This is a genomic window from Adhaeribacter sp. (genome assembly GCF_057359045.1).
The window spans coordinates 1-25,239 of sequence record NZ_JBMQUD010000081.1 but is presented as its reverse complement, the minus strand read 5'-3'; the positions used below and the strand labels follow the sequence as shown (position 1 = coordinate 25,239).

Here is a 25,239-nt window from a genome sequence, read left to right as displayed (position 1 = left end):
CCGAAGGTTGCAGAAAAGAATTAACCGTTTTCCCTTCGCCGGCATTACCCGGATCAGGTTCAATGGGTATGATCTCAGCCCGTTATATTAAGGCACCCCTAAACTGAAGGCAAAGGTAAAAGGCTACGGCAACTATCAAAAATTATAGGCTTTTATTTTTCTGAAAGCCGAAAAAATATACCTAAATAAAATTTCGTTCAGGGTAAAAAATGAAAAACCAAAAGTATTTCCTTTCGTTATTACCTATAGCCCGAGTCATCCAATGGCTATTGCCATCCAATTGATTTTCAACCGCTAAACTTTTATTAGGAATGAATGCCGTATGATTAGCTTACTTTATACTTTCGCCATAATGATGATTTTGGCTTACTTTATGGTAATGCCCAAAAGAAAATTCAAAAGCCCGCCTTCCGAAGGCAACGATGATGATGGCGGCGAACCAATTGGTTATGATTTACCGGACCTGGATTTACCTCCGGGTATAAGTTTACCCATTAATGATTTTGAACCAGATTATAATAAAAAGCCAAGCCGGGTTTTTGTAGATGAGGCAGGTACGTTGGTATATTCGAGTTAAGCCAAATTTTCCTTATTTCCTTTTCCAATAAGTCCGACCAAGCAGTTATAGTTAATATGATTTAAAGTTGAGGTAAAAAATGTACTAAAAAAGGCCGGTGGTTTTCCCAGAAAAACCACCGGCCTTTTTTAATTTACCCGAATAAGATAAGAACAAACAAAAGTAGTATTGGGCACTAATTTTATGATTCCTTCTTTTTGTGCCAGTTCGCCGGTATCGCCCACGCTGCTGGCTATGCCGTGCCAGGGCTCGAGGCAAATAAAGCCAGCCCCGGTTTCTTTTGTCCAGATGCCAAAATATGGAAAGCCTTCAAACTCGAAGCTAATACCGTGACTATGACTAATATTTTTTAGTTCTATTTTTTCGGATATCAACCCTTTAAATACCAGCGCATCCTGCAAAAACAAATCGTAAGACAGCGGCAATATTTGCTCGTTCTGCAGGAGCGGTTCGGTTTGGCCGTTTAGCAAGCCTTGTTCGAGTAAATATTTGTTTTGGGTTTCGGGTTGCGCAAATGCCAGGTAATAATCCGAGAAAGATTCGCCGGGCAGCAATGGGCAGTTGAAGGCCGGGTGCGCCCCAATTGAAAAACACATATCTTCTTCGGCCGGATTGTGTACCTGATAAATAGTTTCCAAGGCGTTACCCATTAAGCGGTAAATAATTTGCAACCGGAACCGAAACGGGTAAATGGCTAAGGTTTGTTCATTGTCGCTTAATTCAAATACCAATTCGGTCTGGGATTGGCTGATGAGCGTAAAATGATGGTCACGGGCAAAACCGTGCTGCGACATGGGGTAAGTTTTGCCGCCGTAGCTAAACTGGTTATCTGGTAATTTACCGACAAACGGAAATAAAACCGGGGCGTGCCGAGGCCAAACTTTCGGGTCGGCTTGCCAAATATATTCCAGGTTTTCCGGCTGTTTTACAAAGCTACAGAGTTCTGCGCCGCTTTCTTTCACGCCCACGCGGCAGGTTTCGTTTTCCAGGTAATGTATCATGTATCTTATAGAATCAGGGTTTAAGATTTATCTTTTCTGCCTCTATTAAAGTAAAATTTAAACGGTTTACGCAGGACTTTTAAATATTGATATTAAAACTGATTTGAATATTTATGCTTCTGCTATCGCCAGCGTCTCGCGGATAAGTTCCTTTAGCCACTAAAGTTTGTGTATTACACAAAATAACCGGTAAGCGTTTGCGCAGCCAAAGGTCGGCTAAAATCGCAGACACGAGGCAGAGCCTCGCGTCAGAAACTGTCAGTAACCTGTAACCAGCGACATTAAAGGGAGCTTTTAACTTCCAAAAAACTTTTTATTAAAAACAGGTAAATACAAAGTGCTAAAGAATATTTTTAATGTGCTGGATGGTATTTTTTCGGCGTTCTGCCTGGGTACCGGAAATCTCCACGAAGGGGAAACCGTATTGCTGAAGTTCTTTTTTGTACCAATCGTAAAAAAATTGCCGCAGGTGTGGGTGCTCGCGTTGCGCATCGGGCTGCCAGGGCAAATCTATGTTCAGGAGCAGATACAAATCAAAATCTTGTTTGGCCAAAGCGTCCAGAATCCAGGTAGGGCAGTAGCCAAAGGCATGCGTAAACCAAATTTTAATAACGAGTAAGTCGGTATCGGCGAATAAAATATTATTTGCGGCGGGTAATGCCTTTTCTAAAGCTGTTACCTGACCATGGGCAATATTTTCAACGTCGGTTGGTGTGTAGCGGTTAGGTAATTCAGCAATATACGTCCGGGCAAACTCCGGAACCCACACCGTGTGGTAATGGGCAGCCAGTAGTTCGGCCAGGGTAGATTTTCCGGTTGATTCGGGACCAGTAACGGCTACTTTTATTACTTCTGCCAATATTAGATTAATATGGTAATTTGTTAATATCTAATTTGCTAATTGAATACCGGTAAAGTCGGAATAGCGAATATCGGCCATTCTATATACCAGGCTTTACAACGAGCATTAAAACGGCTGCGCCGATGTTTATAAAAAAGGTCAGTCGGAAAGTGCAACCGCATTGCTGAGACAAATTTACGGAAATTGTGCCGTTGTGTAAACGCCTAATTTGCTTAGATAAACTTAAACCAATACCCAAACCGCTTTTTTGGTGGTACTACAAGGAATAAAAATCCGATCTTACGCTTCTTTTTTAAATACCGATCCGTATCGGTAACTCTATTATTAACCGGCCGCGGTCGTTTGGGTAGGCAACTAACGCCAAGCATTTTTCGGTTTGCTCCTGCAAAGCCAGTACCGCATTTAAAATAAATTGGGCCAGCTGTTACTTTTCTCTTTAGCTGAAGTTACCCTGAAGTGAAATTTTTATTTTAAGCAGGCAACCATCTGCCTTTAAAAAGTATCTACTTTTATAAACCCGGTAAATTATTCATTCTCAAAAATAGCAAGCCAGCAATCTATTAATTTAAAATATTGATTATCTTTATTTTAATAAAAATACTACCTCAAAAATTACTACTATGAAAAAACTTATCTTTGCCCTGGTTGTAGTAGCCGCCATGCTATCCACTACCTATTTTGCTTTCGCCCAGGACGACAAACAGAAACCTTATCTGACCAAAAATTTTACTTTAAACAACAACGGCTCCCTGGTAACCAAAACTTCGGGTGGTAGCATTAAAGTTACCGGCACGGCGGGCAACCAGGTAAAAGTAGAAATGTTTGTGCGCCCTTCTAACGGGCGTAACCGCAACGAAGCGCCTTCTCTGGAAGCCTTAGCCAAATATACTTTTGATGTACGCCAGGAGGGCAACACCGTTTATGCCGTAGCCGAACGCAAAGAAAAAAACTTTAACTGGGACAACGATGGCCTGAGCGTTTCTTTTGAAATACAAGTACCGGAAAAAATTACCACCAAGTTAAACACCAGCGGCGGTAGCATTAGCCTTACCAATCTTTCTGGCGCGCAGGAAGCTAAAACCAGCGGGGGCAGCATTACGCTTAAAAATGTAAAAGGCGATGCCGTAGCGAATACTTCGGGGGGCAGTATTTCGCTGAACCAATACCAGGGCAACCTCGATGCCCAAACCAGCGGCGGCTCTATACAACTGACCGATGCACGCGGCACGTTAAAAGCCCGCACCAGTGGCGGCAGCATTCAGTTGCAAAAAGTAGCCGGCGACATTGATGCCCGTACCAGCGGCGGCAGCATTCGCGCCGATGTAACGGAGCTTGGTAAATATTTAACCTTACAAACGAGCGGCGGCAGTGTACACGCCACCGTTCCGCCCGGCAAAGGACTTGATTTAGAGTTAACCGGTAACCGGGTAAAAACCGCCCTTACTAACTTTAACGGCAACTCCGAAACCAATCGGGTAAAAGGCAGCGTTAACGGCGGCGGCATTCCGGTAAAAATGAGTACTTCGGGCGGCACCACCGAATTGTCGTACCGGATGTAAATTCTTATAAAAAATTATGCTACCCTAACTCAATTATTTTGGGTTAGGGTATTTTTATATTCCATTATTAAAATATATTTACCTTCGTTTACATACCGGATGTTACACAAAATTTAAATTATAAAAGTAAAACTTGCTGCCGTCATTTAGAAAATCTCTTATTAGCAGATAACCAAAGATTCTTTCTAAATGATGGGTTTGAGAAGTTATAACCATAAATATATTTTAATTTGCTGTGTAATGTTATTTAAATGATTCCCAAAGAATATATGCTGATTACGCTAAAAGATATCGATAAATATTATGCCAGTGGTTTCTCCCGTGCTTATGTGCTCCGCAATATAAACCTGGACGTACAGGAAGGCGAATTTATTTCCATTATGGGACCATCCGGCTCGGGCAAATCTACCTTACTTAATATTATCGGCATGTTGGAAGAGCCCTCGAGCGGTGAATATTTCTTTCTGGACAAACCGGTGCACAAAATCCGGGAGAAAGAACGCACCCAACTGCATAAAAACTACATTGGCTTTGTGTTCCAGAGCTACCACTTAATAGATGAATTAACCGTTTACGAAAACATAGAAACCCCGCTGCTTTACCAGGATGTAAAATCATCGGACCGGAAAGGTATGGTGGCCGAAATGCTGGATAAATTTAACATTGTGGGTAAAAAAGATTTATTTCCAAACCAACTGTCGGGCGGACAGCAGCAATTGGTGGGCATTGCCCGGGCGGTAGTAGCCTCGCCCAAACTTATTTTGGCCGACGAACCGACCGGTAATTTAAATTCAAGGCAAGGCGAAGAAATCATGGAGCTTTTCCAGCGCCTGAACCAGGAAGGCACCACCATTATTCAGGTTACGCACTCCGAAAAAAATGCAACTTACGGCACCCGTATTGTTAACTTACTTGATGGCTCGATGGTAAAAGAATAATTTCTAAACCGCGGCGGGTTGGGTTTACATAGATTTTCTCCATTCCCAAAAACCTTGGGCAGCAATAATCAGGAAAACAAAATACAACCCAGCCGTTAGGTGCGCTTCTTTTTTCCAGTATAAGCCCACGTAAACAATATCTACCAGAAACCAGATAACCCAATTTTCAATCTTTTTACGGGTAAGCAGTATTTGCGCCAGCACACTAAAAGCCGCCAATGTTGAATCGAACCACGGATAAGAGGCATTGGTAAAATGTTGAAAATAAAGTGCCATTAGCCCGCTGGTAACAATACCAATTACCAGCACCAGCCCAATCTGGATTGGTTTAAGCCGCGTAACCGGCAACTCCGTTTTATTTTTACCGCCAAAACGCCATTCGTACCAACCGTATAAATTAGACCCAAAGAAAAATACCTGCAGCCACATATCGGCATATAAATGTATCTGGTAGAAGAAAACAAAATAACAAAATACACTAATTAACGCAATGGGCCAAGTCCAGACGTTTTGCCGGGCCGCCAGCCAAACACATAAAAGCCCGGTTATAGCCCCCACTATTTCGTAATTATTCATTAATTATTTATTGAACGTTGGTTGTTAATTGTTAATGGTTGATTGTTAATCGTCTGATATTAAATAATCTTTGCCACTGCTTACTAATAACTGTTTCCTGAAATGTTGCCCGAAATTACTGTAACCGAACTTAGTAAAAAAATGACCACCGGCGAAGATATTCTATTAGTGGATGTCCGGGAACCAGTGGAGTACGAAATTTGTGCGTTGCCATCGGTTTTAATTCCTTTGTCCGAAATTCCGAAGAACGTAGACAATATTCCCCAGGACAAACCCGTAGTATTGGTTTGTCACCATGGCTTCCGGAGCGCACAAGCCCTGCAGTACCTCCAGCAACGCCACGGATATACCAATTTGCTTAACCTAAAAGGCGGCATTCACGCCTGGGCCGAACAAATAGACCTTACCATGCCAGTATATTAACTTAGTTGTTAGTTGTCAGTGGTTAGCTGTTAGTTTAAAGAAACCACGATACAAACTCCTGAATAACGCTAGCTACAGGCAGATATCGCAGTCGGTGGAGTGAAGACCTTCTAAGATACCGGTGCTTTAGCATTCCGACGAAGGAGGAAAGGAAGATTAGACAGTCTGAACTCACCGACGGGGCCCCGCGGCCAAGAGCTTACTTAGGCTATAACCAACTGTTAGCACCTGTGTATTGCAAGATTGCATCTTGCAAAAGATAAACGCTTAAGTATTCAGTTAGAAAATGAGTTCTTAAAATATCTGCGTTTAGAACATTTGCTAACAAAAAAGCAACATCCTTTATTAACCCAATAGAATATTTTATTTTATTCTTCTAATTCCAAAATTTATAGTAACTTTACACGGCAAATAACAAAACGTATTTGCAATGTCTTCCTCCCAATCCAAGATAATTTTTGAAGCACTTACTTACGACGATGTGCTTCTGTTACCGGCCTACTCCCAAGTTTTACCCCGTAACTGCGACACCTCTACCCCGCTTACCCGTAATATCCGGTTAAATATTCCTTTAATTTCGGCGGCAATGGATACCGTAACTGAAACCGAGCTGGCAATTGCCATGGCCCAGGAAGGTGGAATTGGCATTATTCACAAAAACATGTCGATTAAAAAACAGGCCAATATGGTCAGGAAAGTAAAACGTTCCGAAAGCGGCATGATTCTGGACCCGGTTACCTTAGACGAGCAAGCCGTATTAGGTGATGCCCTGAAGCTGATGCGGGAGTTTAATATTGGCGGCATACCGGTTATTAACGCCGACCGTAAATTAGTAGGCATTATTACCAACCGCGACATCCGGTTTCAGAAAGATAAAACGCAGCCTATTTCGGAAATTATGACCCGCGAAAACCTGATTACCGCCGACAAAAGCATTAGCCTGACTGAGGCCGAAGATATTCTGCAGCAATACCGGATTGAAAAATTACCTATTGTAGATGCTGAAGGTAAACTGGAAGGTTTAATTACTTACAAAGATATTCTGAAAAGAAAAGATCGGCCCAATGCCTGTAAAGACCAGTTTGGCCGTTTGCGCGTAGGTGCTGCCGTTGGTGTTACCGCCGATACTTTAGCCCGTGTAGCGGCCCTGGTAGAAGCCGGCGTAGATGTAATTAGCGTAGATACTGCCCACGGCCACTCGCAAGGCGTACTGGATATGGTAAAGGAAATTAAAAAACAATTTCCTAAAGTAGATTTAATTGCGGGTAACGTAGCTACCGCTGCTGGCGCCAAAGCTTTAGCTGAAGCAGGAGCCGACGGCGTAAAAGTAGGCGTAGGACCTGGCAGTATTTGTACTACTCGAATTATTGCGGGAATCGGGGTACCTCAATTATCGGCCGTAATGGAGGCCGCCAAAGGATTGGAAGGCACCGATGTGCCGGTAATTGCCGATGGCGGTATTAAATTTTCGGGCGATATAGTAAAAGCTATTGGCGGCGGTGCCAGCACCGTGATGATTGGTTCTTTACTGGCTGGTACTGAAGAAGCGCCCGGCGAAATGCTGTTGCTAGAAGGCCGTAAATTTAAGACTTACCGGGGTATGGGCTCTATTGAGGCTATGGAAGATGGATCGAAAGACCGTTATTTCCAGGATGCCGAAGACGATATGAAAAAACTGGTACCGGAAGGTATTGTGGGCCGGGTGCCGTACAAAGGGGCTGTAGCCGAAGTTCTATACCAGTTGGTAGGCGGGGTACGAGCCGGTATGGGCTATTGCGGAGCTGCTACTATTGCTAAACTCCAGGAAGCCCAAATGGTTAAAATAACCGGAGCCGGTTTACGCGAAAGTCACCCGCATGATGTACAAATTATTAGAGAAGCCCCTAACTACAGCCGTTAGAAAAATAGAAATTTTTAAATACTTTTAAACTAATTTTGGTTAAAAGAAGTAGTTTGCTCTGGACAAGGATTAAATTAATGTATTGCTCTGTACTTGGGTTTATACCATTTAAATCTTTTTTATACCAAACTATTTCTTTTTTACCGTTTAGTAGCAGCATTTAACCTAAAAATAAAGAACCACCGGTAATACATGCCAGATCAGATAAAGCTTAAAAAATATTTAATATTTATTGCGGTTTTAAGCTGGGGATTGCTGGTTGGTAATACTTTATTAAATTATTCCCGCATTGGTTCGGCGGTTGCCGAACCCAATGTCCCGCTTTACCTGACCTATATTTTCAAGACCCTTTTTGTATTAGCCGTTTTTCTGTGGCAACGCTTCCGCGTAGACGATTACAAGGGAATTGATTACATGGGCTACCTGTGGAATCTCTTTTTCCGGGCCGGCATAACCGCTTACGCATGTGCGGTTTTATATTTGGGCACCAGCACTTTCGAAAATTATTTTCCGGATCACAAAACATCCCTTCTGGAAATAACCTACGCCATCAACTTTGGTTTTTTTGTTTATTTCATTGCCAAAAGCTTTTACATCTGGCGGCGCCTGATTTTATATCAGAAAACCAAAGCCCTGGAGTTTGAATGGAAATGGTTTGAAATACTGCTTTATGCCACTCTGGTAATTTCGTTCTTTAACCTAGATTACCTAAGCTTTGTATTTATACCGCTACTGGCCCTCATGGCGGTTTATACCTTATTTTTAAGTTTCCACCTTAAATGGGTAGCTTACCTAACGGCCGGTCAAAAGTGGCGCGCTATTTTACTTTTAATTGCTACCCTGGCCAGTTTAGGCATTTTTATACAATATTTATTAAAACCGCACCAGGAGCAAGCGGTTGTAAATAATTATTTGAAAGATCCTTTTATTCTATTAGCAGCACTGTTTGCCACCCTATACCCTGCTTTTTCTTTCCTGGTGGCCCTGTTTAATTTGCCCACCGCCTCAGTTTTTGAACAAAAGCGCTCTGATTTACTTAATTTTCAGCGTTTAACCCAATTAATTCAGCAAGGAGATGACCAGCAGCAGGTGTTTAAAACCTTTTTTGAAAGCGCCATTAAAGCCTCTAATTCTGATGCCGCCTGGCTGGAAATACTAACCGAAGAGGAGGTTGAAGTAACTGAAATTTACGAGATTGAAGAAAAAACCATTATTCAAATCCGGGGAGTAGTAGAAAGCAATATCGTTACCAACCTCGATTATATTAACAATAACCTCGATAACAGCCATTTTAAATCACTAAACCTGCCTTATAAATCTATTTACGTGGCACCTCTAAAATCGGCGCACCGTACTTTTGGCATTTTGTATTTATTGAAGGAACTGGAACAAGGCTTCGATCGCGAAACGGTTAACGTAATCCGGACTTTTGTAAGCCAAACCAATCTCACCATCGAAAACTTACGGTTGGCCGAAGAAGCCATCCAGAACGAACGCTACAAAGAAGAATTAAAAATTGCCAGCACCGTACAGGAAAGCTTAATCCCCAAAACCTTTCCTTCAGACAGTTGGTTTGAGATAAGCTGCTTTTCGCAGGCAGCCAAAGAAGTAGGCGGCGATTTTTATGATTTTCTGCAACTCAGCGAAGGCCGCATTGCCATTATTATCGGCGACGTATCGGGTAAAGGTATTTCGGCGGCTTTTCACATGGCCCAGATGAAAGGTATTTTTCATGGCCTGATGCAAGACGACCTGGAGCCGGTTAAGTTTATGGTTAAGGCCAACAATGCCTTAACGCACTGCCTGGAGCGTACTTCGTTTATTACCAGTTCGCTCTACATTATAGATTATAAACTCAAAGGCTTGTTCTTTGCTCGTGCCGGCCACTGCCACACCCTGTATTACAACTCCATGACCGAAGATACCTTTTACTTTAATACCGAAGGTTTAGGGCTGGGCATTATACGGGATAAAAGCTACGCCAAGCGCATCCATAACATGCACTACGATTATAATCCCGGCGATGTAATGGTTATTTACACCGATGGCATTGTAGAAGCGCGCAACAAAAACCAGGAAGAATACGGCGAGGAACGCCTCCTCGAGATGTTAACCCAAACGTATCACCTCGAAGCCGATGACATAAAATATGCAATTATCAACGATGTAACCGAGTTTAGTCAGGACATGCCTATCCACGACGATCAAACCTTAATCGTAATTAAGTTTAGAAATGTCCAACCAAATTTTTCGTCTTGACGTAATAAAATGGCCATGAAAATAACACAAGAAATCAGAGAAAAAACAATCACCATTAGTTTAGATGGTGAATTAGATGCCAGTTCTTCAGTAATGTTAGACGAAGAATTATCTAAACCAGAAATTATGCTCTTCAACAAGATACTAGTTGATTGTGAGCATCTTAACTACATTTCCTCCGCCGGTTTAGGCGTTTTTATTTCTCACCTGCAGCGTTTCGAAGACGCGCAAATCAAGCTCATTTTTTTCAACATGCAGGAGAAAGTTAAAAACGTTTTCGAAATTCTCGGCCTCGACCTGCTGATGACCATTGTCTCTACCTACGACGAAGCCATGACCGTTGCGAATGAATAACTCTATCCGGATCAGATGCAGCTTAAGTAACTTAAAAGTATTCAGGGAGTTTGTAACGAAGTATCTGAGTGCTTATGCTTTAACCGAGGTTGTTTTAAATCAGATTATTTTGGCTGTAGATGAAATTACAGCCAATTTAATTATTCATGCGAATAACGAAGACGAAAACAAATTTGTAAAGCTCACCATTTTACAGGTTGGCGAATGCTTTCTTTTTGAATTATCGGACAATGGAAGACCCTTTGACCAGGGCAAGTACAAGCTACCCGATATGAAGAAAAAAATTGCCGACAAAGAAGCGGGAGGCTGGGGTTTGGTTTTGGTTAAGCGAATTATGGATAAGGTAGAATTTACGACCCAAGACAACCACAATGTTTGCCGTTTATACAAAAATGTAGGCAAAATTCAGGCGGTTAAAGTTCCGGCAAAAGCCAGTCGTTAAATCTTAAGCCCGTGCTTCTGAAAAAATAATACCCTAGATTTATTTATTCCTTGGTTTATTTAAACCAAAAGCATGGAGTAAAAGCCAATTTATTGCCAGTTAGCTTTGCTGCGGTACTGCTACTTAACTGCGTGCCCTAGAAATTACCGGTAGCTTAGGTTTTGTGCCCGGTTTTTCACCGGCAAGAGATAATTAATTACAGCTACTCCCAACTTCTTTCCTTATCATCGCCTGCTATTTAATTCTTTATCTCTCTAAAATTTACCGTTTCGGGTAAAAACAACTGCACATTCTTTTAAATAATATTTTAACTCTAAATTTTTCGTTATCTTAGCCTGATTAAGCTAAAAAATTAAAACTTACAGTTTATTAAGTAACGGGGTAGAGTTATCTGCAGGTGTTTACGGCGTTAATTTACACCTCTTTACCCGGTATATTTTCCTTTTTATGCGTAAAAGCTTTTTTTATTTTGGCGCTGCGGCGTTGCTCTTAACCGGTTGCAAAACTTCTCAACCTTCGGCCACAAAAGAACCAGTATTAGAAACCCTGGGCAGTAAACCGGTTTATACTTCGGAGTTTGAATATGTTTATAATAAAAACAACGGTTCGGCCGAGAATGCCTACTCACGCGCCAGCTTACAGGAATACCTGGATCTTTATACCAACTTTAAGTTAAAAGTGATGGATGCCGAAAGCCGCGGTCTGGATACCACCACCGCTTTCCGGCTGGAGTTAGACGGTTACAAACAACAACTGGCGCAACCCTACTTAACCGAAAAAAGTGTTACTGATAAACTCATCCGGGAAGCCTACGACCGGATGCAAAAAGAGATAAACGCCGCGCATATTCTGATAAATGTCGCGCCTGATGCCGACCCGAAAGATACCTTGGCGGCTTACAACCGCATAGTCGAATTACGTAAACGGGTGCAGGCCGGCGAAGATTTTTCTAAACTGGCATCTACTTATTCCGAAGATCCATCGGCCAAAGAGAACAATGGTCAGTTAGGGTATTTTACGGCGTTGCAAATGGTTTACCCTTTTGAGGATGCTGCTTACCGGACACCAGCCGGTCAGTTATCGAACCCCATCCGGACCAAATACGGCTACCACTTAATTAAAGTAAACGAGGTGCGTCCGGCCCAAGGCGAAATAAAAGTATCGCATATTATGGTGCGCACCACGCCCGGTATGCCCAAAGCCGATTCAGTAGCAGCCAAGAAAAAGATTGACGAAATATATACCCGCGTTGCCCGGCGCGAAAATTGGGACCGTCTGGTATCGCAGTTTTCTGAAGATGTAAACTCTTCGCAAAATGGCGGCGAATTGCCTTGGTTTGGCACGGGCCGCATGATTTCTAGTTTTGAAGAAGCCGCATTTAAACTTACCAAACCCGGCGAAATAGCCAAACCTATTCATACGCCCTACGGTTGGCACATTATTAAATTAATTGAACGTCGCAGCCTGCCGCCTTACGAAGACATGGAAACCTCGTTGCGCAACCGCGTAGCCAAAGATTCGCGTTCCGAACTAAATAAAGCGGCCTTTTTAAAGCGCATTAAAGGCGAAAACAATTTTGTAGAAAATGCGACGGCCAAGCAATATATATTTACCAAAGCCGATGCTGGCCTCACGCAAGGTTCCTGGAAAAACAGCTTCCCCGAAAAGGAAACCAATGCTGCCCTATTTACCATAAAAGACCAGCGCTACACCATTAAAGATTTTTTTACTTACATCGAGCACAGCCAAAAGCCCCGGCCCAATACCTCGGCGGCACATGCCATACAACTATTGTATGATAATTTTGTAGAAAACAGCTTGCTTTCTTACGAAAAAGCCAACCTCGAAAACAAACACTTGGATTACAAAATGCTCGTTCAGGAATACCGCGACGGTATTTTGCTTTTCCAGTTAATGGACGAGAAAGTTTGGTCTAAAGCCATTGCCGATACGGTAGGCCTGCAAAACTTTTTCCAAAACAACCGCGGCAATTACAAGTGGGATACCCGGGCCGAAGCCACTATTTTAAGTGCTACCAACAAAGATTTACTTACCCGTGCGCAAAATTTAATGCAAACCGGCCGGTTCGAAGTAAAGAAAAACAAACCAGCCCCGGTATTATTTGCGGCTAATAGTGCTCAATTGCCCACTAAGGCCCCAACCCAACTCGACGAACTGGCTAATCGCTTAATCGCTGATCCTAAGTTAACCTTAACCATAACCGGGCAAGCCGACGCCAAAGAAACCAGCCGGGCAAGCCTGGCCCAACGCCGGACTACTGCAGTAAATAATTACCTGCTTCAGAAAGGCGTAGCACCTAACCAATTAACCCAAAGCAGCCCAACAGCCAAAACCGGTATAAGGGGCACGCGCCTGGATTTATACTCCAGCGATGTTAAAGTTTTAGAGCAAACCTTAAACGAAAACAACCCTTTAGCCTTACAGGTTACCAGTAAACGCTTTGTAAAAGGCGAAAACAAAATATTAGATGGTATAAACTGGCAGGAAGGCACTACTACTTTAGAAAAAGATGGCCGGGTATATCTGATTCAGATAACCAAAATATTGCCGCCCGGCTATAAAAATCTGAATGAGACCCGGGGTGTAGCCACCTCCGACTACCAGAACTACCTGGAAAAACAATGGATTAATGAACTGCGCCAGCGGTTCCCGGTAGTTGTAAACCAAGCCGAATTTGATAAACTGGTAAAGAATTAAATTTTAGCTAATTATTTAAACGCTGCCAGTGGGCAGCGTTTTTTATTTAAGGCCAAATTTTAGATTATTTTAAATCTTTATTCGCAAACAAACTTGTCAAAATTTATCAGCCTAAAGGCTAGCTAAAAACAAAAGCATAATTTACAATTGGTAAATTTAAATTTGTGCTATAAATTAGGTAATTTTGTTTTTAAATTAAATAAAATTTTCCTGTATCAGAACCGTTACTTAAAGGCAAGCTTTTTGCCTGTTTTTTAAATAAAGCTTGTTTATTTTTATTAATTAGATGATAACCAAAACCGGATTTAATCCTTATTTCAAAAATATTGCCTGCCTGTTTGCTTTTGTTTTGCTGGGCACTACGGCCTGGGGACAGCAACGCCGGGTACTAGATGGCATAATTGTTAAAGTAAACAACCAGATTATTTTACGTTCCGACCTGGAAACTGCCATTGCCCAGGAAGAAGCCCAAAACCAGGGCAAAAAGTTAACGGAAAAAGATCGTTGCGAAGTGCTGCGGGCTTTAATGCAGCAAAAATTATTAGTGGCGCGTGCCGAAATAGACTCGGTAGTAGTAGATGATGATGTGGTAGAAGGCAACCTGGAACAACGCATGGCTTACTTTGTGTCGCAGATTGGTAGCGAACAACGCCTCGAAGAATATTACAACAAAAGCCTTAAGCAAATAAAAGACGACTTGCGCAAACCTATCCGGGAGCAGTTAGTCGCCGAAAAAATGCAATCTGAGGTTACCCAAAAATTAACGGTAACGCCCAACGACGTTAAAAGATTTTTTAATAAAATTCCGCAAGACAGTTTACCTTACTTTTCTACCGAAGTAGAAATTGGCCAGATTGTAAAATTAGCTGGCGTAAGCAAAGCCCAGAAAGACGAAGTACGCGCCCGCTTAAACGAATTGAAAAAACGTGTACAAGGTGGCGAGAGTTTTTCGGCTTTAGCTACCCAATATTCCGAAGACCCCGGATCGGCGCAAAAAGGAGGTGAATTAGGTTTCTTCAAAAAACGGGAACTGGTACCGGAATACGAAGCAGCCGCCCTTAAGTTAGAGCCTGGTCAAATGTCAGAAGTAATAGAATCGCAGTTTGGTTTTCACTTAATTCAGTTAATTGAGCGCCGCGGCGAAGAATACAATACCCGCCACATCCTGCTTAAACCCACCAGTACCGATATTGACATGGATGCCACCGCTGCCGAACTAGAAAGAATCCGGGGTCTTATTTTAAAAGACAGCATCTCGTTTTCTAAAGCCGCCAAAGACTTTTCCGACGATAAACCCACCAAAGACAACGGCGGTTTAATGTTTAACCCACGCGACCGCAGCACTTTTATTCCGTTAGACCTGGTAGACCCGGCCATCTTCTTTATTATCGATACCATGAAAGTAGGCGATATTACCAAGCCAATTCCCTACCGCACCGAAGACGGCAAACAGGCTATGCGCATTATTTATCTTAAATCTAATACCCCGCCCCACCAGGCTAATTTAAAAGACGATTACCAGAAGTTAGCCGCTTGGGCACTAAACGAGAAAAGAAGAAAAGCTTTAGTAGAGTGGTTCGAAAAAAATAAAAACACAGTTTACATAGATATCGATCCAGATTTCAATAAATGTGATATCTTGCAAGGTGTTCTCTATTAAAGCCGCATGCGAAAATTCAGTTCGGATAAAGAAGCAGCCGATGCGCTGCACGAGGCCTACAAAGGCCTGAATAGTGAAATTTCTAAAATAATAATAGGTCAGGAAGAAGTAGTGCGGTTGGTATTAACCGCTATATTTTCGCAGGGGCATTGTTTGTTGGTGGGTGTACCGGGTTTAGCCAAAACCTTGCTTATCCAAACCATTGCATCCTCGCTGGATTTATCTTTTAACCGCATCCAATTTACCCCCGACCTGATGCCTTCGGATATTGTGGGTTCCGAAACCATGGACCAAAGCCGCAATTTCCAGTTTGTAAAAGGACCGGTATTCGCCAATATTATTCTGGCCGACGAAATAAACCGGACACCGCCTAAAACCCAGGCCGCGTTGCTGGAGTCGATGCAGGAATATTCGGTTACCGTGGCCGGCCGGCGTTACGATTTGCAAAGACCGTTCTTTGTACTGGCTACGCAAAACCCAATTGAGCAGGAAGGTACCTATCCCCTGCCCGAAGCCCAACTCGACCGGTTTATGTTTAACATTAACCTCGATTATCCCAGCTTTGAATCGGAATTGCAGATTGTAAAAAATACTACTTCTGATGTTAGACATACCATTCAGAATGTATTACACGCCGATGATATAATGGCTTACCAGCACCTGGTACGGCGGGTACCCGTGGCAGATAACGTAGTTGACTACGCCGTGCGCCTGGTACATAAAACCCGACCTAATACCGCCATGGGCGCAGCGCAGGCTACCCAATATTTAGAGTGGGGCGCTGGTCCGCGGGCTTCGCAGCACTTAATTGTAGGCGCTAAATGCAATGCCTTGCTCAGTGGCAAATATTCGCCGGATATTGAAGATGTACAAGCCGTAGCCTTACCTATTTTGCGGCACCGGGTAGTTAGGAATTTTAAAGCCGAAGCCGATGGCATTACTGTCGAGAAAATAATTCAAGGTTTATTGTAGACTTACTTTACAAAAACACAAAGCCTGTACTACCCGGTGCAGGCTTTGTGTTTTTATAAACTTTAGCCAAGGCGCATTTTAAATTTTCCGGAAAAGAAAAAGCATTTTTATACCTTTGTACCCGGAATTCCGTCTATAACCAATATTCTTTACCTTACCCAACATGGAAGCACGTGCCCTTTACGAATTATTTGAAAAGAACCTGAACACGATTCTGGAAATTCTTAAAACAGATATCGACCTGAACCGCACGCCCTTTCAGACTTCGCTGCCGTTAGAAGTTAAAATACTTTGCACGGTGTTAAACACCACCGGCGAGCATTTTGAAGTAAAAGCTTCGGACATTAATGCGGTAGCCGAGTTTCATGATTTATACGTGCACCAGAAAGAGCACGCGGCGCAAGCCATGCAGCGTATTTTAAATGACAAGCGCTCTTACATGAAAACGCCAGAAGGCACCATGCTCACCAAAGAAATGCTTATTCGGCGGCTCGAATATTTTAACGAAACGGCAAGGGTACTGAATGTAATGTACACCCAAAAAGCTTTAGGCAGCCCTCTCCAATACGCATACGGTAAGTCTAATAAATAAATATTTACAGCAAACTACCTTTGGGTAACCAAACCGGCAAAAGTATAAACCGGCTACAGGCAACCGCAATAAATATTTTTTGCGTAAAGCTATTAACCGTTTTGCTTTACCTATGGCCGAAATTCCCGACAACACGGAGTTAAGTACTCCCCGCCTCCGTTTATGCCCTTACCACGAAAACCACACCGAGGTATTTTATCGTTTAATCCAGGCAAATAAAATCCGCCTGGCACCGGCTTTTCCCAGCAGGGTACAAATAGTAACCAAACATCCCGAAGAAGCACTTAAGCTGATAAAACGGTTTAAAGTAGATTGGATGTTGGGTCAGGTTTATGCTTTTGGCATTTGGCTATTGCCCCACAACCAATATATTGGCGATATTTCGCTCAAAAACTTCGATTTTTCTATTCCTAAAGCCGAAGTAGGGTATTATTTAGATGCTGCGGCTGAAGGCAAGGGCCTGGCCCTGGAAGCTTTACAGGAAGTGATTAAATTTGCCTTCGACCGCGCAGAAGTAAATAAATTATTTATCCGGAGTGCGTTGCACAACACCCGTAGTTTTGGTTTGGCCGAGCGGTGCGGTTTTAAACGGGAAGGCTTGCTCCAGCACGATTTCCGGGACCACACCCGCCAGCTAATTGATATTTATTACTACGGCCTCACCCGCGCCGATTACGAACTGCTTTACCGCAAAGGTTAAATTCTTTGCCAAGCGGTAAAACTCATTAACGTTTGGGTTGGGTAACAAAGAAATCAGTATTAAACCGCAGGTACAAGCCCGTCGAAAACTCTAGTTGTGGTTCGTTAAAATCGTAGAGCGGCTCCAGGCGTAGTACCAAAAACATATCCTCGGTTAATTTAAAATCGTGGGTAAACCGAAGAATAAGTAACTCCCGTTTTTTTTCCAGGTAATCGGGCTTTTTAAAAGTAGTAGATACCGATTGAAATAATTTTCCGCCCTGCTCTGCTATATACCCGTTGCCGCGCCAATAGCTTAGCATTACATTTTGTACCCGGGTATCTACGCCCACATTAAAATATAACCCCGTACCATTCTGGTAAGGATACTGGTAAACATTAGAGAAATCTTTAAAAGTAAGCAGGTAATTTTCGGTGCGTAAAGCTTTCCAGAAAGGGCCGTCAATATTTTTCTGGAGCCGAAAACCAGCCGCGCCGTTAAATAAGGTTATCAGGGGCAAATCAGTCGCATCAATCTGGCCACCTTTGTGTTGGGCGGTAAATTGCAGGGGTAAATCCAGACGCCAGCCCCTAATGCTGTCTTGCCATAGGGTTTGTACAGCGCTCAGTCCACCGGCAATTTCCTCCCGGAAAGGGTCGCCACGGTAAATCATTTTTTCCCAGTCAACCCAGGTATCTAACCACAGGCGTTTGCGGTGCAGTATAAATTGCACGCCGGTTTCGAGCGGATCATTCATTACTTTTTCAAAATCGTAAAGCGGTTCTATGTACCGGTGGCTTACGTTGGCTTGCAAATTACCGAACAACAACTCATAGTGCGGCTTTTGGAGTTTTATGGTAAACGTTGGCCGTACCTGGTTAAATCGGTTGGTACCAAAGTCTTGCCACAAAAAAGCCCCCGCCTCTAACCGGATATAATCGGCCGGAAAATATACCAGTTTGGGGTTTAGGTGATACCCAAATAAGGTATACCCATCGGCAATATCATTAAAGTACTCGTTGTTCTTAAAAAAACCGAAAGCATCTACGCCAATTCGTAAATTCTGGTCGTATTCGGGCTTGACAGTTAGATTTTTTTCCAGGGCCTGGTTGTTTAATTGTGCCTGCGCCAGGGGTATAAAAAAGGGAAATAATAACGTAAAAAATATAGCGATTTTTCTCATAAAAACACGGGCCCGATGGCACGAATAAGCAGCGGTTTATGTTAAAAATGAGCCTCCGTTACCACCGTTTCTTAATGCAGTAAAGCTTGCAAATTGACGTAAAAAAGTGTAATTTAGGCCTAAATTTAAGCAATATAAAAAGATAAAAATGAGTGCAAACAACGAAAAATTAAAAGCTCTCCAGCTAACGATGGATAAACTCGACAAGGCCTATGGCAAAGGCACTGTTATGAGGCTGAGCGATAACAAAGTGGAAGAAATCCCTGCTATATCCACCGGTTCTTTGGGGCTTGATATTGCACTGGGAGTAGGTGGCCTGCCGAGAGGCCGCGTGGTTGAAATTTACGGCCCGGAATCGTCGGGTAAAACCACCTTAACCTTACATTGTATTGCCGAAGCTCAGAAACGTGGTGGCCTGGCTGCCTTTATTGATGCGGAGCACGCCTTTGACCGCGTATACGCCGAGAAATTAGGGATAGATACAACCAATTTATTAATTTCTCAGCCAGATAATGGCGAGCAAGCTTTAGAAATTGCCGATCACCTGATCAGCTCCGGTGCTATAGATATTATTGTAATCGACTCAGTAGCGGCGCTGGTACCTAAAGGCGAACTGGAAGGCGATATGGGCGATAGCAAAATGGGTTTACAGGCTCGTTTAATGTCGCAAGCCTTACGTAAACTTACCGGTACCATTAATAAAACCAACTGTTTATGTATTTTTATTAACCAGTTACGCGAAAAAATTGGGGTAATGTTTGGTAACCCCGAAACAACTACCGGTGGTAATGCCCTTAAATTTTACGCTTCGGTACGTTTAGATATTCGCCGGATTGGCCAGATTAAAGAAGGTGCCGACAATGTAACCGGTAACCGGACCAAGGTAAAAGTAGTTAAAAACAAAGTTGCGCCGCCGTTTAAAGTAGTAGAATTTGATATTATGTACGGCGAAGGTATTTCTAAAGTAGGTGAAATTCTGGATTTAGGCGTGGAGTTAAATATTATTCAGAAATCGGGTTCCTGGTTCTCTTACAACGGCGATAAATTAGGTCAGGGCCGCGATGCTGTTAAAACCATTTTGTTAGACAACGAAGGCTTAATGGAAGAAATTGAAGGCAAAATCCGGAGTATGATCAAAGGCGAGCCGGAGAAAGTAGCCGCCACCTTAAACGGTGAGTAGCTGAAGATTAATTTTCTTTAACAAAAAAAGGTGCTTATTTTACAGGCACCTTTTTTTATTAATTTAAGTTCTTCACGTATAAAACCAATCTCGTACATTTATAGTGGTGGTAGTTGGTATAACATTTGTTTATTAAGCGTTATACTACTTTAAAAATATTATGCGTAAAGTAATACCGGTTATATTAATTCTGTTGGCAGTCTGTGGCTTTATAACGACAGACTCTATGCGCCGGGTAGAGCAGGATTCGTTTACTACCGGCGAGGTATTGCGGTATAAGGTACATTACGGCCTTATAAACGCAGCCGAAGCCGTAATTGACGTTGGCCCGGATATTCATAAAATAAACAACCGGCCTTGTTATAAAGCCAATGTATACGGCAAAACCGTTGGTTCTTTTGATTATTTTCTGCGCATCCGCGATACCTGGCGATCTTATATCGATACCTCGGCCATTTTACCGCAAATGTTTCATAGGAATATAGAAGAAGGCAAATACCGCAAAAAAGAAAACGCAACTTTTGACCATTACCGCAACATAGTTACCGTAGAAGATAAAAAAGGCACCGAAACCTTTAAAGTACCCGTTAATGTACAGGATATTGTAAGTGGCTTTTACTACATGCGCACTCTGCCCCTCGATAAATATAAAAACGGCGATATTATCCGGTTACAAGGCTTTTTTGATGATGAAGTGTTTGACTTTACTGTAGTATTCCGGGGCCGCGAAACCGTAGAAACTAAAGCCGGTAGTATCCGGGCTTTTAAGCTAGTGCCTAAAATGCCTAAAAACAAACTCTTCTCCGGCGAAGATGCTGTTTCGGTATATTTATCTGACGATAAAAATAAAATACCAGTTTTGATTAAAGCCGAAATGTTTGTGGGTTCGGTTAAAGTAAATTTATACCAGGCCAGCGGCCTTAAATACAAACTAAATACCATTAAAATTTAGCTTGTTCCAGCTTAATCACGATTAATTAATTTAACTCCAAGCCCTGTAACCTGGATTTAGAATAAGCCCGTTGTTCTTTCTACTTGAGCAGGCAACATACACTTTAAAACCTCAAAGCTGCATTATATTTTTCTATTAACATCAATCCTTTTCATAGCTTTTTGGTTTCGGGTTATTTGGCATTAAGTCCAGTAGCCGCATAATGGTTCTGCTACTGCAATGGCTTCTAATATTTTTCAGCGGAACTACCCCTCCTATTGGTTAAGTACCAGTTATACTTAACCGCAATTATTTCTTAATAATTTCTTAACAAACAAGCGGTTCCGTAGCCAAGGCTGTCATATTAAATTCCCCTATCTTTGTAAAAGCTAAGCCAACTTAAGTGTTTAGTGGTGCTTATTAAAAGTTTGTTTCCCGACACGTAAAAGTTAAATCAAGTGCAAACAACTCGTTACAAAATATTGGTAGTAGATGATGACCCAGACATTGCCGAACTGCTGCAGTATAACCTCACCAAAGAAGGTTATGAAGTAACCCACGCCGAAAACGGGAAAGAAGCCCTCAAAACAGCAATTACTTTTCAGCCCGATATTATTTTGCTGGATGTAATGATGCCGGTAATGGATGGTATAACTGCTTGCCGGCACCTCCGCGAATTACCAGAATTTAAAGAAACGTTCATTATTTTTTTAACCGCCCGCTCCGAAGAATTTTCGGAAGTAGCTGCTTTTGAAGCCGGGGCCGACGATTTTATTACCAAGCCTATTAAACCCCGGGCGCTGCTTAGCCGTTTGGCCGCTTACGTGCGCCGCGACAGCATCCAAACGCCCGAAACCAAAGAAGTTATCCAGATTAGCAATTTAAAAATAGACCGGACCAGCTTTTCGGTATTTAAAAACGACGAAAAGATTACATTGCCTAAAAAAGAATTTGAGCTGCTGGCCTTTTTGGCTAATACCCCCGATAAAGTTTTTAACCGCGAAGAATTATTAAATAATATTTGGGGTACCGACGTTTTTGTAATAGCCCGCACCGTAGACGTGCACATCCGGAAAGTCCGCGAAAAAATTGGCGAAGAACACATTAAAACCATAAAGGGCGTTGGGTACAAGTTTAATACCGATTAATGATGGAATTTAATTCCCGCACAATTGCCATCTTGGTTTCGGTAGTTGTGGCGGCTATTTTTACTGCTTTCCTGTATTTTTCGCAATATTTATCAATGCGGGCGCTGGCTATTACGCTGGGCTGCACCTTTTCAGTTTGCTTTATCCTGATTTATTTTTCTTTCGAAATATTAATTTTTAAAGAGATAAATAATATTTATGCCGGACTGGAACATATAAAACGCAAAGAGTTCCGGCGCATGAGTAATAAATTTCTATTCCGGCCCGACCCCCTGAAGCGCATTCGCGACGAAATATTGTACATGGCCGAGCAAAAGCAAAAAGAAATTGACGAGCTAAAAAGGTTGCAGGTGCTGCGGCGGGAGTTTCTGGCCGATGTATCGCACGAACTGAAAACGCCCATATTTGCAGCGCAAGGCTTTATACATACGCTGCTCGATGGGGCCAAAGACGATGAACTGGTTCGGGATAAATTTCTGCTGAAAGCAGCCAAAAGTCTGGATGGCCTAGATAACCTGGTACAAGATTTAATCAGTATTTCGCAACTGGAAAAAGGGGTAGTAAAAATGCAGAAAGCTGCCTTTGATATTAATATTTTGTGCGCGGAAGTTTTTGATGAATTAGAACAAAAGGCTGCTACCCGCCACATTCAATTACATTACGAAACCAGTCATCCGGAAGGTTTACCCGTTTTTGCCGACCGGAATCGGATTAAACAAGTACTCATTAATTTAATTGATAACGCCATAAAATACGGCCGCAACGATGGCAATATTTGGGTTAAATTGCACGAAACCAAAAAACGGGTGCAAGTTACCGTAACCGACGACGGACCGGGTATTGCCGCCGAGCACCGCAACCGGATATTTGAACGCTTTTACCGCATTGATAAAAGCCGGTCGCGGGAAAGTGGCGGTTCTGGTTTAGGATTGGCCATTTCTAAGCATATTCTGGAAGCCCACCGCTCGGTCATAGAACTTACCAGCGAAGTAGACCAAGGCACTACCATGAAATTTAAGCTGAACAAACCCAAAGTTTAGCTGCGTTATTCGTTGTTCAATATTAAATATTCAGGGTAGCTATTGGTAACACGCTAAAAGTTTGGGCGGTACTTCTCTTTCTAAATAATTTACCTAAAATCGTTCTGTTACGTTAAGGAAATAAAGCTGCATCTTTGCAGTTAGTTAGCCTTGTTCAAAAAAATTGAACAACTACCAACGATTAACGAATAACGCACATGAAATATCCTGTTTTTAAGGATCTGATACTTTTTGAAAACGACGATTACATTGTAATAAATAAACCTCCTTTTCTGGCTACTTTAGAAGATCGTACGCCTCAAAGCACCAATATTTTACGCTTAGCCCGGCAATATACGCCCGATGCCCAGGCCTGTCACCGGCTCGATAAGGAAACTTCCGGCGCCCTGGCTTTGGCCAAAAACAACGAAGCTTACCGGCATTTATCGATGCAGTTTGAACACCGGCAAGTAGGCAAGTTGTACCACGCAATAGCCTGGGGCAGCCACGATTTTACTGATTTACTTGTAGACCGCGCCATTTTACCCGGTTTAAAAGGCACGGCCAAACTTAGCCGCTCCGGTAAACCCGCCGAAACGTATTTTAATACTTTAGAAAAATTTAACCGGCACACTTTGGTGGCTTGCAAACCCATTACCGGCCGCATGCACCAAATCAGGCTCCATTTGGCTTACCTGAAAGCGCCTATTGTCGGCGACACCCTTTATAAAGGGGAGCATGTTTACCTTTCTGATTTGAAGAAGAAGTATAATTTAAGCAGTAAAGAAGAAGAACAGCCTTTTATTAAGCGTTTTGCATTACACTCGACCCAACTTAGTTTTACCTCTTTGCAGGGCGAACCCTTGCACATAGAAGCGCCCTACCCCAAAGATTTTCAGGTTCTACTTAAAATGTTACGTCAATACCGTTAATAAACTGCTTTGTTAAAACAGAATTAGCCGGGGTAACTAAACACTCGCTTTCAGGAGTTTGTAGTCGTATAGATTATCGCGCCGGATGGTACGGAGCAACGTAGATACAGAGGTAGCATCAAAAACTACCAGCATGGGTAACTCTACCGCTTTTACCAGGTTCTTAAATTGTGTTTTAATGGTAATTACAAAAGGCTGGTATTCCGGCAAATCTTCCAGGATATGACGAATGGATTTTGCCTGGTTCGAAAATAAAATTACCGGCTCGCCGGTATGCAAATCGAAATGCAATATTTTGCTTAATTGCTTGGCCAGGGCAGTAGAAATAAGCTGACTCAGTTCTTGTTGCATCAGTTTTTTCTGGGCTTCGTAAGTAGGACCAACCCGCTCATTCGTATCCAGGCAAGCCTCGGCCATCCGGGTAATATTATCGGCCGAAAAAAGTAAAAAAGTTTTCCCGTTTAAATCTCCATTTATAACCGAACGAGTTACGTAATAAATCTCTTCGTATTCATTTATTACCTCCGGCAATACTTTTGGCTCAATAATTTTCACATCGGGCACTTTTAACAATATGCCATCTTTCGCAAAGCTCGAGAAAGAATCGGCCGCACAAGCCAACCCAATACTTATTATTTCTCGTAGCACATCTTTCTCCAATTCATTAATTACTATGTACATACCGTAAAATTTAAAATCTGAGTTACTAACGTTCTACCACCTTACTAATACAAACTTACTATTTAAATCTAAATATTTGTGTATTTTATCTTAGGTATTAATACTGGTTAGCAACGGTATTTTTTTATTAATGGCTAAAAAATTTAACACATTTATTTTAATATAGGCATAAATAACCGGTTACAAGCCTAAACAACCTGTAAGTACAAATTTTGTTTTAAAAAATGCACTACGTATTTAAACCTAATTCTTATATAGCTAAGAATAGCTGTTCTTACCGCATGTATGTTTGGAGAAGTAACGTAGCTTTAATCTTAAAAATTAGGTTGATAAATCTTTTGCCCGTTGCAAAAGTAAAGTCTGGCAATAATTACGCAGGCGGTTAATCTATAACCGCGTACAAAGGCGGTTAATGAGCACACCAAGCTGAACTTATATTTTTTAAGGATGTGCTACTACCCGCATAACTTTCTAATTTTTTAATCTTCAGCAATTTGCAAATCAGATAAATTAACTTATCTTTGCACCTCATTTTCAGTTTCCTGGGAGTGAATAAACTTATTTATATATATTTACAAACCATAACTAATGGACCATTTAAGTTATAAGACGCTATCAGTTAATAAGGCGACCGCTAATAAAGGTTGGGTAGT

Annotated in this window: 24 protein-coding genes, 1 pseudogene and 1 riboswitch; of the genes and pseudogenes, 19 read left to right on the top strand and 6 right to left on the bottom strand. The window is 42.2% G+C overall.

Going from position 1 to position 25,239, the window contains the following annotated elements; all coding sequences use genetic code 11:
• Positions 1-13 precede the first annotated feature (13 nt).
• Positions 14-110, bottom strand: a riboswitch (TPP riboswitch).
• A gap of 212 nt (positions 111-322) precedes the next feature.
• Together ACO1R6_RS12850 and ACO1R6_RS12845 are read left to right on the top strand one after the other, a co-directional pair.
• The gene (locus ACO1R6_RS12850; RefSeq protein WP_486265263.1) at positions 323-577 is read left to right on the top strand and encodes a hypothetical protein; all 255 of its coding nucleotides are present in this window, start codon (positions 323-325) and stop codon (positions 575-577) included.
• 81 nt (positions 578-658) lie between these two features.
• Positions 659-709, top strand: a pseudogene (locus tag ACO1R6_RS12845) (keywimysin-related RiPP); the annotation flags it as partial.
• On the opposite strand, the gene ACO1R6_RS12840 reads toward ACO1R6_RS12845, so the two are convergent.
• The 3 genes from ACO1R6_RS12840 to ACO1R6_RS12830 form a co-directional block, all read right to left on the bottom strand.
• Positions 706-1,578, bottom strand: coding sequence for an aldose 1-epimerase family protein (locus tag ACO1R6_RS12840; RefSeq protein WP_486265262.1), 873 nt, complete (start codon positions 1,576-1,578; stop codon positions 706-708). The pseudogene ACO1R6_RS12845 and the gene ACO1R6_RS12840 overlap by 4 nt on opposite strands.
• A gap of 340 nt (positions 1,579-1,918) precedes the next feature.
• Positions 1,919-2,437, bottom strand: a complete 519-nt coding sequence (locus ACO1R6_RS12835) for an AAA family ATPase (RefSeq protein ID WP_486265261.1) — start codon at positions 2,435-2,437, stop codon at positions 1,919-1,921.
• Between the two features lie 82 nt (positions 2,438-2,519).
• Entirely contained in the window at positions 2,520-2,678 is a 159-nt protein-coding gene (locus ACO1R6_RS12830) for a hypothetical protein (RefSeq protein WP_486265260.1), read from the bottom strand.
• Between the two features lie 382 nt (positions 2,679-3,060).
• On the opposite strand from ACO1R6_RS12830, the gene ACO1R6_RS12825 reads away from it, so the two are divergent.
• The gene (locus ACO1R6_RS12825) at positions 3,061-3,999 is read left to right on the top strand and encodes a DUF4097 family beta strand repeat-containing protein (protein WP_486265259.1); all 939 of its coding nucleotides are present in this window, start codon (positions 3,061-3,063) and stop codon (positions 3,997-3,999) included.
• A gap of 251 nt (positions 4,000-4,250) precedes the next feature.
• On the top strand, positions 4,251-4,937 hold the full coding sequence (locus ACO1R6_RS12820; protein WP_486265258.1) for an ABC transporter ATP-binding protein: 687 nt from the start codon (positions 4,251-4,253) through the stop codon (positions 4,935-4,937).
• A gap of 24 nt (positions 4,938-4,961) precedes the next feature.
• Here ACO1R6_RS12820 and pnuC read toward each other — a convergent pair whose 3' ends face one another.
• Positions 4,962-5,513 carry a nicotinamide riboside transporter PnuC gene (gene pnuC / locus ACO1R6_RS12815; RefSeq protein ID WP_486265257.1) on the bottom strand — a complete coding sequence of 184 codons (552 nt, stop codon included), beginning with the start codon at positions 5,511-5,513 and terminating at the stop codon, positions 4,962-4,964.
• Between the two features lie 102 nt (positions 5,514-5,615).
• On the opposite strand from pnuC, the gene ACO1R6_RS12810 reads away from it, so the two are divergent.
• The 10 genes from ACO1R6_RS12810 to ACO1R6_RS12765 all read left to right on the top strand — a co-directional run bounded on the left by ACO1R6_RS12810 (position 5,616) and on the right by ACO1R6_RS12765 (position 17,533).
• Complete coding sequence (locus tag ACO1R6_RS12810) at positions 5,616-5,936, top strand: rhodanese-like domain-containing protein (protein ID WP_486265256.1); 321 nt, start codon at positions 5,616-5,618, stop codon at positions 5,934-5,936.
• Positions 5,937-6,366: 430 nt separating this feature from the next.
• Complete coding sequence (gene guaB, locus ACO1R6_RS12805; RefSeq protein ID WP_486265255.1) at positions 6,367-7,836, top strand: IMP dehydrogenase; 1,470 nt, start codon at positions 6,367-6,369, stop codon at positions 7,834-7,836.
• A gap of 192 nt (positions 7,837-8,028) precedes the next feature.
• Entirely contained in the window at positions 8,029-10,095 is a 2,067-nt protein-coding gene (locus ACO1R6_RS12800) for a GAF domain-containing SpoIIE family protein phosphatase (RefSeq protein WP_486265254.1), read from the top strand.
• Positions 10,096-10,110: 15 nt separating this feature from the next.
• Positions 10,111-10,449, top strand: coding sequence for an STAS domain-containing protein (locus tag ACO1R6_RS12795; RefSeq protein WP_486265253.1), 339 nt, complete (start codon positions 10,111-10,113; stop codon positions 10,447-10,449).
• Entirely contained in the window at positions 10,442-10,891 is a 450-nt protein-coding gene (locus ACO1R6_RS12790; RefSeq protein WP_486265252.1) for an ATP-binding protein, read from the top strand. Before ACO1R6_RS12795 ends, ACO1R6_RS12790 begins: the two co-directional genes overlap by 8 nt.
• A gap of 447 nt (positions 10,892-11,338) precedes the next feature.
• Positions 11,339-13,609 carry a peptidylprolyl isomerase gene (locus ACO1R6_RS12785; protein ID WP_486265251.1) on the top strand — a complete coding sequence of 757 codons (2,271 nt, stop codon included), beginning with the start codon at positions 11,339-11,341 and terminating at the stop codon, positions 13,607-13,609.
• A 286-nt stretch (positions 13,610-13,895) separates the two neighbouring features.
• Positions 13,896-15,269, top strand: coding sequence for a peptidylprolyl isomerase (locus ACO1R6_RS12780; protein WP_486265250.1), 1,374 nt, complete (start codon positions 13,896-13,898; stop codon positions 15,267-15,269).
• Positions 15,270-15,275: 6 nt separating this feature from the next.
• Positions 15,276-16,241 (top strand): AAA family ATPase, encoded by a 966-nt coding sequence (locus ACO1R6_RS12775; RefSeq protein ID WP_486265249.1) that lies wholly within the window; start codon positions 15,276-15,278, stop codon positions 16,239-16,241.
• A gap of 163 nt (positions 16,242-16,404) precedes the next feature.
• Positions 16,405-16,833 (top strand): hypothetical protein, encoded by a 429-nt coding sequence (locus ACO1R6_RS12770; RefSeq protein ID WP_486265248.1) that lies wholly within the window; start codon positions 16,405-16,407, stop codon positions 16,831-16,833.
• Between the two features lie 112 nt (positions 16,834-16,945).
• A complete protein-coding gene (locus tag ACO1R6_RS12765; protein ID WP_486265247.1) occupies positions 16,946-17,533 on the top strand; it encodes a GNAT family N-acetyltransferase in 588 nt (195 codons plus the stop codon).
• 25 nt (positions 17,534-17,558) lie between these two features.
• Here the strand turns inward: ACO1R6_RS12765 and ACO1R6_RS12760 are convergent, their stop codons facing one another.
• Positions 17,559-18,695: a hypothetical protein gene (locus ACO1R6_RS12760; RefSeq protein ID WP_486265246.1), complete on the bottom strand. Its 1,137-nt coding sequence runs from the start codon at positions 18,693-18,695 to the stop codon at positions 17,559-17,561.
• Positions 18,696-18,843: 148 nt separating this feature from the next.
• On the opposite strand from ACO1R6_RS12760, the gene recA reads away from it, so the two are divergent.
• The 5 genes from recA to ACO1R6_RS12735 all read left to right on the top strand — a co-directional run bounded on the left by recA (position 18,844) and on the right by ACO1R6_RS12735 (position 23,905).
• Positions 18,844-19,875: a recombinase RecA gene (recA, locus tag ACO1R6_RS12755; protein WP_486265245.1), complete on the top strand. Its 1,032-nt coding sequence runs from the start codon at positions 18,844-18,846 to the stop codon at positions 19,873-19,875.
• Between the two features lie 226 nt (positions 19,876-20,101).
• Entirely contained in the window at positions 20,102-20,827 is a 726-nt protein-coding gene (locus ACO1R6_RS12750) for a DUF3108 domain-containing protein (protein WP_486265244.1), read from the top strand.
• A gap of 437 nt (positions 20,828-21,264) precedes the next feature.
• Positions 21,265-21,954, top strand: coding sequence for a response regulator transcription factor (locus ACO1R6_RS12745; RefSeq protein WP_486265243.1), 690 nt, complete (start codon positions 21,265-21,267; stop codon positions 21,952-21,954).
• Positions 21,954-22,994: a sensor histidine kinase gene (locus ACO1R6_RS12740; protein ID WP_486265242.1), complete on the top strand. Its 1,041-nt coding sequence runs from the start codon at positions 21,954-21,956 to the stop codon at positions 22,992-22,994. The genes ACO1R6_RS12745 and ACO1R6_RS12740 overlap by 1 nt, the downstream gene beginning before the upstream one ends.
• Positions 22,995-23,191: 197 nt before the next feature.
• The gene (locus tag ACO1R6_RS12735) at positions 23,192-23,905 is read left to right on the top strand and encodes an RluA family pseudouridine synthase (RefSeq protein WP_486265241.1); all 714 of its coding nucleotides are present in this window, start codon (positions 23,192-23,194) and stop codon (positions 23,903-23,905) included.
• A 36-nt stretch (positions 23,906-23,941) separates the two neighbouring features.
• Here the strand turns inward: ACO1R6_RS12735 and ACO1R6_RS12730 are convergent, their stop codons facing one another.
• Positions 23,942-24,586: a chemotaxis protein CheC gene (locus ACO1R6_RS12730; protein ID WP_486265240.1), complete on the bottom strand. Its 645-nt coding sequence runs from the start codon at positions 24,584-24,586 to the stop codon at positions 23,942-23,944.
• Positions 24,587-25,239 lie beyond the last annotated feature (653 nt).